Source organism: Corynebacterium sp., from assembly GCF_012837295.1.
GTDB lineage: Bacteria > Actinomycetota > Actinomycetes > Mycobacteriales > Mycobacteriaceae > Corynebacterium.
Window position 1 is genome coordinate 1 of sequence record NZ_DURI01000039.1, and the last position, 5,660, is coordinate 5,660.

Consider the following 5,660-nt stretch of genomic DNA (forward strand, 5'->3'; position numbering starts at 1 on the left):
ACCTCGGCGCGCCCGAGATCATCGTCAACAACGAGCGGCGCATGCTGCAGGAGGCCGTCGACGCCCTGTTCGACAACGGCCGGCGCGGCCGTCCGGTCACCGGACCGGGCAACCGCCCGCTGAAGTCGCTGTCGGACATGCTCAAGGGCAAGCAGGGACGTTTCCGTCAGAACCTGCTCGGTAAGCGTGTGGACTACTCGGGCCGTTCGGTCATCATCGTCGGCCCGCAGCTCAAGCTGCACCAGTGCGGCCTGCCCAAGCTGATGGCCCTCGAGCTGTTCAAGCCCTTCGTCATGAAGGAGCTCGTGGCCAAGAGCTACGCGCAGAACATCAAGTCGGCCAAGCGCATGGTCGAGCGCCAGCGCCCGGAGGTCTGGGACGTCCTCGAGGACGTCATCACCGGCCACCCGGTGCTGCTCAACCGTGCCCCCACCCTGCACCGCCTGGGCATCCAGGCCTTCGAGCCCGTGCTCGTCGAGGGCAAGGCCATCCAGCTGCACCCGCTGGCCTGTGAGGCGTTCAACGCCGACTTCGACGGCGACCAGATGGCCGTGCACCTCCCGCTGTCCGCGGAGGCGCAGGCCGAGGCCCGCATCCTCATGCTGTCCTCGAACAACATCCTGTCGCCGGCGTCCGGCAAGCCGCTGGCCATGCCGCGACTGGACATGGTCACCGGCCTGTACTTCCTGACGCTGGAGAAGCCCGAGCTGCCGGGCGCCCACGCCGACGCCACCGAGGATCAGCCGGAGCAGGGCATCTACGCCTCCCCGGCGGAGGCCATCATGGCGTACGACCGTGGCGCCATCGGCCTGCAGACCCCGATCAAGGTGCGCATCTCGCACCTGCGCCCGCCGGCCGACGTCGAAGCCGAGCACTTCCCCGATGGTTGGGAGAAGGGCCAGGTCTGGACCGCCAACACGACCCTGGGCCGCGTGACGTTCAACGAGCTGCTGCCGTGGAACTACCCGTACGTCGAGGGCGTCATGGCCAAGAAGCCCCAGGCCGCGATCATCAACGACCTCGCGTCGAAGTACCCGATGATCACGGTCGCGCAGACCGTCGACAAGCTGAAGGACGCCGGTTTCTACTGGGCGACCCGTTCCGGCGTCACCATCGCCATGTCCGACGTGCTGGTTCTGCCGAACAAGAAGGAGATTCTCGACTCCTACGAGCAGAAGGCCGACACGATCGAGAAGAAGTTCCGCCGCGGCAAGCTGTCCTCGGCCGAGCGTCACGAGTCGCTGGTCAACCTGTGGAAGGCCGCGACCGCCGAGGTCGGCGAGAAGGTCGAGGGCCTGTACCCCGACGACAACCCGATCCCGATGATCGTGAAGTCCGGCGCCGCCGGCAACATGGGCCAGATCCACTCCCTGGCCGGCATGAAGGGCATGGTCACCAACCCGCGCGGCGAGTACATCACGCGTCCGATCAAGACCTCGTTCCGCGAGGGCCTGTCGGTGCTGGAGTACTTCAACAACTCGCACGGTTCCCGCAAGGGCCTGGCCGACACCGCCCTGCGCACCGCCGACTCGGGTTACCTGACCCGTCGTCTGGTGGACGTCGCGCAGGACGTCATCGTCCGCGAGGAAGACTGCGGCGCCACCGCCGGCGTCGACGTCGAGATCGGCGAGCGCGTGCTCGGCGCCGACGGCCAGCCGACCGGCGAGCTGCGCCGCGCGCAGTACGTCGAGACCTCGGCGATCGCCCGCTACCTGGCGGCCCCGGTCGTCGACGCCGACGGCAACGAGATCCTGCCGGTGGGCACCGATCTGCGCGACGAGGAGATCACCGATCTGCTCTCCCGCGGCATCGACACCGTCAAGGTCCGCTCCGTCCTGACCTGCAACACGCCGACCGGCGTCTGCGCCACCTGCTACGGCCGCTCCATGGCCACCGGCAAGATGGTCGACATCGGCGAGGCCGTGGGCATCGTCGCCGCGCAGTCCATCGGCGAGCCCGGCACCCAGCTGACCATGCGCACGTTCCACCAGGGCGGCGTCGGCGGCGACATCACGGGCGGTCTGCCCCGAGTCCAGGAGCTGTTCGAGGCCCGCGTGCCCAAGAACCGCGCCCCGCTGGCCACCGCCACCGGCCGCGTGCGCCTGGAGGAGGACGACCACTTCTTCACGCTGACCATCGTCCCGGACGACGGTTCCGACGAGGTCGTCTACGACAAGCTGTCGAAGCGCCAGGGCCTCGCGGAGATCACCGTCGACGGCCGCCGCCGCGCCATCCGCGACGGCGACACCGTCGAGATGGGCTCCCAGCTGATGAAGGGCGCCGCGGACCCGCACGAGGTCCTGCGCATCCGCGGCCGCCGCGGCGTGCAGCGCCACCTGATCGAGGAAGTCCAGTCGGTCTACCGCGATCAGGGCGTGGCCATCCACGACAAGCACATCGAGGTCATCGTTCGCCAGATGCTGCGCCGCGTCACCGTCATCGACTCCGGCTCGACCGAGTTCCTGCCGGGTTCGCTGGTGGAGCACGCGGAGGCCGTGGCCGCGTCGCGCCAGGCGGTCGCCGAAGGCGGCAAGGCCATCCAGATGCGCCTGGAGATCATGGGCATCACCAAGGCCTCGCTGGCCACGGATTCGTGGCTGTCGGCCGCCTCCTTCCAGGAGACGACCCGAGTGCTCACCGATGCCGCGATCAACAAGCGCTCCGACAAGCTGATCGGCCTGAAGGAGAACGTGATCATCGGCAAGCTGATCCCGGCCGGCACGGGCATCTCCCGCTACCGCAACATCGCGGTGGAGCCGACGGAGGAGGCCGCCCGCCAGGCCGCCGCCCCGTTCGCCTCCCTGGGCGAGGGCTTCTACGGCCCGGAGGACACCTACGCCGAGCCGACCGGCCGCGCCGTTCCGCTGGACGACATCCCGTACGACCAGTAAACGGCCGCTTTACGACGACCCCCTCTCCCCGGCCAATGGCCGGGGGAGGGGTTTCGTCGTTTCCATGGTCCGGCCGCGTGGAAGGCCGGCCGCGCGAAAAACGGCGGCCGGCTACTCCAGCTCGCGCCGGTCGGACCGGGGCACGCGGCGGACGTCGACGCCGCCCATCAGCGCGATGCCGGTGACCCGGACGCGCGGGGCGTCGGGCGGGAGATCGTGGCCGGCGATGACCACGTCGCGGGACTTCGACGTGCCGAATCCGCCCATCAGGCCGGTGCCCTGGACGGTCAGGCGAATGTCCTCGGGAACGATGATCTCGATGCCGCCCATGATTGCCACGGCGACGATCTCGGTTTCGTGCGCCTCGAATCGAGCGCGCCGCAGGTCGACGCCGACGCCGCCCATGACGGCGATGGAGTAGTGGGTGGGCGGGCAGATCCAGTCGCCGCCCTGGTCGGCGCCGAACATGACGGCGACGCTGAAGGTCGAGCCACCGGTTTCGCCGGTGACGTGCGCCTTCGCCACCGCCGACAGGTCGCGTGACGACGGCCCCGCCACCTCTCCGGGAGGCCGATGCGCCGCGGGCGATGCGGGCCGAAACGGCTCGATGCCGCCCACCGCGCCTCCCGCGTTCGGGTGCGGCCGATCCATGATGATCGCCCAGGGGTCGTCTACGAGATCGGCGAGTGGATCGGCGAGCTCGTCGCGCGTGCGCGCCGCCCAGGCCCGGTTCGTTCTTTCGTCGAACTCGGACAGGTCGATTTGGCCGCGGCCGAGGGCCTCCGACAATTCGTCGGCCACGCGGCGGCGTTCGTCGTCCGTCGCCCGCAGGGGGCGCGGCTGGGGGTCGTCGCCGGTGGCCCGGCCGTCGGGGGCGCTCATGGCCCCGACTCTATGCGGTATCAGGCCGCCATGGGAGGGGCGGAGAGCTCGGCGCGCAGCGCGCGGCCGAAGTCCCGCCAGGTGGTCCAGGATGCCTTCGCCCGCGACCAATCGTCGGGCAGGACCTGGAGCTGTGCGACGAAGAGCGCGTGGCGCTGATCGTCGGTGAGCGACGGCGAGACGCCGTCGGGGCCGGGGACGTTCCGGGAACAGTCGAACATGGCGGTCACCTCACTGATCGCTTCGGGCATGCGCTCATTGCATGCGACGTGAATCACACCCGGATAACCGGGTTAGCCGACGAACATACCGGGCCCGGAGGGTAAACGCAAGGTTAACGAATAATGAACGCCCATCTGCGTGCGGCGGATGGGCGTTCGTCGTCCGTGGCGGCGGACAAGGCGTCCGCGGGCAATCCCTATTCGCCGTCCTTGGCCGCGCCCCGGGCTTCCCTTTCCTCGCGGATGACGTCGCGGAGGATCTTGATGATGCTGCGCCAGCTTCCCTCGAACGTCGAGATGTCGTCGGGGAGCGCCTCGATCTGCTCGTGGCGCTTCTCCGAACGCCGCTCGGCGAGCTCTGCGCGGATGGCGTGGATGTTGCGCTCGGCGTCGGCGAGCATCTTCTCCAGCTCGTCGACCGACGCGGAATCGATGTCGCGGGGTTCCTCGTCCCGTATGGGGGAGTTCGTCATGGCAATGCTCCTGGTGCGTGGTCGGCGGGACTAGGTGAACAGGACCTTGATGAGGATGGCCAGGGCCGGAACGATGATGAAGACCGTCAGCACCCACGCCACGGCGTAGATCTTGCGCTCCGCCGCAACGTGCGCCAGTGTTTCCGCGCCCAGCAGCGGCAGGGACCGCAGGAACGGCAGCCCGTAGATGATGAGGATGCCGAACACGTTGAACAGGGTATGGACCAGTGCGATGGTCAGCGCCAGCTTCGCGCCGTCGCCGGTCACCGCCATTGCGGCGATCAGCGCGGTGACGGTGGTGCCCACGTTGGCGCCCAGGGTCAGGGGGTAGATCTGGCGGGTGGTCAGCGCGCCGGAACCGGCGAAGGGGACCATCACCGACGTGGTCACAGAAGAGGACTGCACGGCGATGGTGACCAGCATGCCCGCGCCCATGGCGGTAAGCGGATGGCCGCCGACCGACTTCTCCAGGATGGCCTTGGCTCGGCCGACCATGAGGACCTGCAGGATCTTGCCGAGCCAGGAGACGGCGAAGAAGATCATGGCGACGCCGAGAAGGATGGTCAGGGTGCCCGCGACGACATCGGAGCCTGGCAACAGGCCTGTCAACCCGTCCATGCCGAGCAGATCCACGACGGGGTCCGTGAGGGTGCCGACGAGGTCGGCCTGGCCCGGATCCGGCAGCACCGTGCCGAACAATGCACCGGCCAACCACTCGGCGCTGCGCTGGATCGGATGGAAGAAGATCTCGATCGGCAGGAGGATGATGACGGCGAAGAGATTGAAGAAGTCGTGCACCGTCGAGGCCGCGAAGGCGCGGCGGAATTCGTCCTTGTGGCCCGCGTGGCCGAAGGAGGCCAGCGTGTTGGTCACCGACGTGCCGATGTTGGCGCCCATGATCATGGGCACCGCGACCTCGATGGGCAACGCCCCCGCACCCACCGCGGTGACCACCAGCGTCGTCGTCGTCGATGAGGACTGGATGATCGCCGTGGCCAGCACGCCGACGAACAGCGCGATGAACGGGTTGGTGGCGAAATCGAAAAGGCCCTCGGCCGCGTCCTTGCCCAGGCCCTTGAAGCCGTCGCCGATGACGCCGATGGCGACGATCAGCATGTAGAGGGTGCCGATCGCCAGCAGGGTCAGCACCCAGTTGGGAAGGCGGCGGATGCCGTGGGGGACGTCGCTGGCGG

General features: G+C 68.6%; 5 protein-coding genes. 1 reads left to right on the plus strand and 4 read right to left on the minus strand.

Annotated elements, in window-relative coordinates; translation table 11 throughout:
* Positions 1-2,891: DNA-directed RNA polymerase subunit beta' (gene rpoC, locus GX015_RS01340; RefSeq protein ID WP_291342216.1), on the plus strand; the 2,891-nt coding region annotated here is incomplete at its 5' end.
* A 111-nt stretch (positions 2,892-3,002) separates the two neighbouring features.
* Here rpoC and GX015_RS01345 read toward each other — a convergent pair.
* From GX015_RS01345 to GX015_RS01360, 4 genes are all read right to left on the minus strand, one after another.
* Positions 3,003-3,773: a DUF1707 domain-containing protein gene (locus tag GX015_RS01345; protein ID WP_168937640.1), complete on the minus strand. Its 771-nt coding sequence runs from the start codon at positions 3,771-3,773 to the stop codon at positions 3,003-3,005.
* A gap of 20 nt (positions 3,774-3,793) precedes the next feature.
* Positions 3,794-3,994, minus strand: coding sequence for a hypothetical protein (locus tag GX015_RS01350; protein ID WP_146780664.1), 201 nt, complete (start codon positions 3,992-3,994; stop codon positions 3,794-3,796).
* 197 nt (positions 3,995-4,191) lie between these two features.
* On the minus strand, positions 4,192-4,467 hold the full coding sequence (locus tag GX015_RS01355; RefSeq protein WP_291342218.1) for a hypothetical protein: 276 nt from the start codon (positions 4,465-4,467) through the stop codon (positions 4,192-4,194).
* A gap of 30 nt (positions 4,468-4,497) precedes the next feature.
* Positions 4,498-5,660: Na/Pi symporter (locus GX015_RS01360; protein WP_291342219.1), on the minus strand; the 1,163-nt coding region annotated here is incomplete at its 5' end.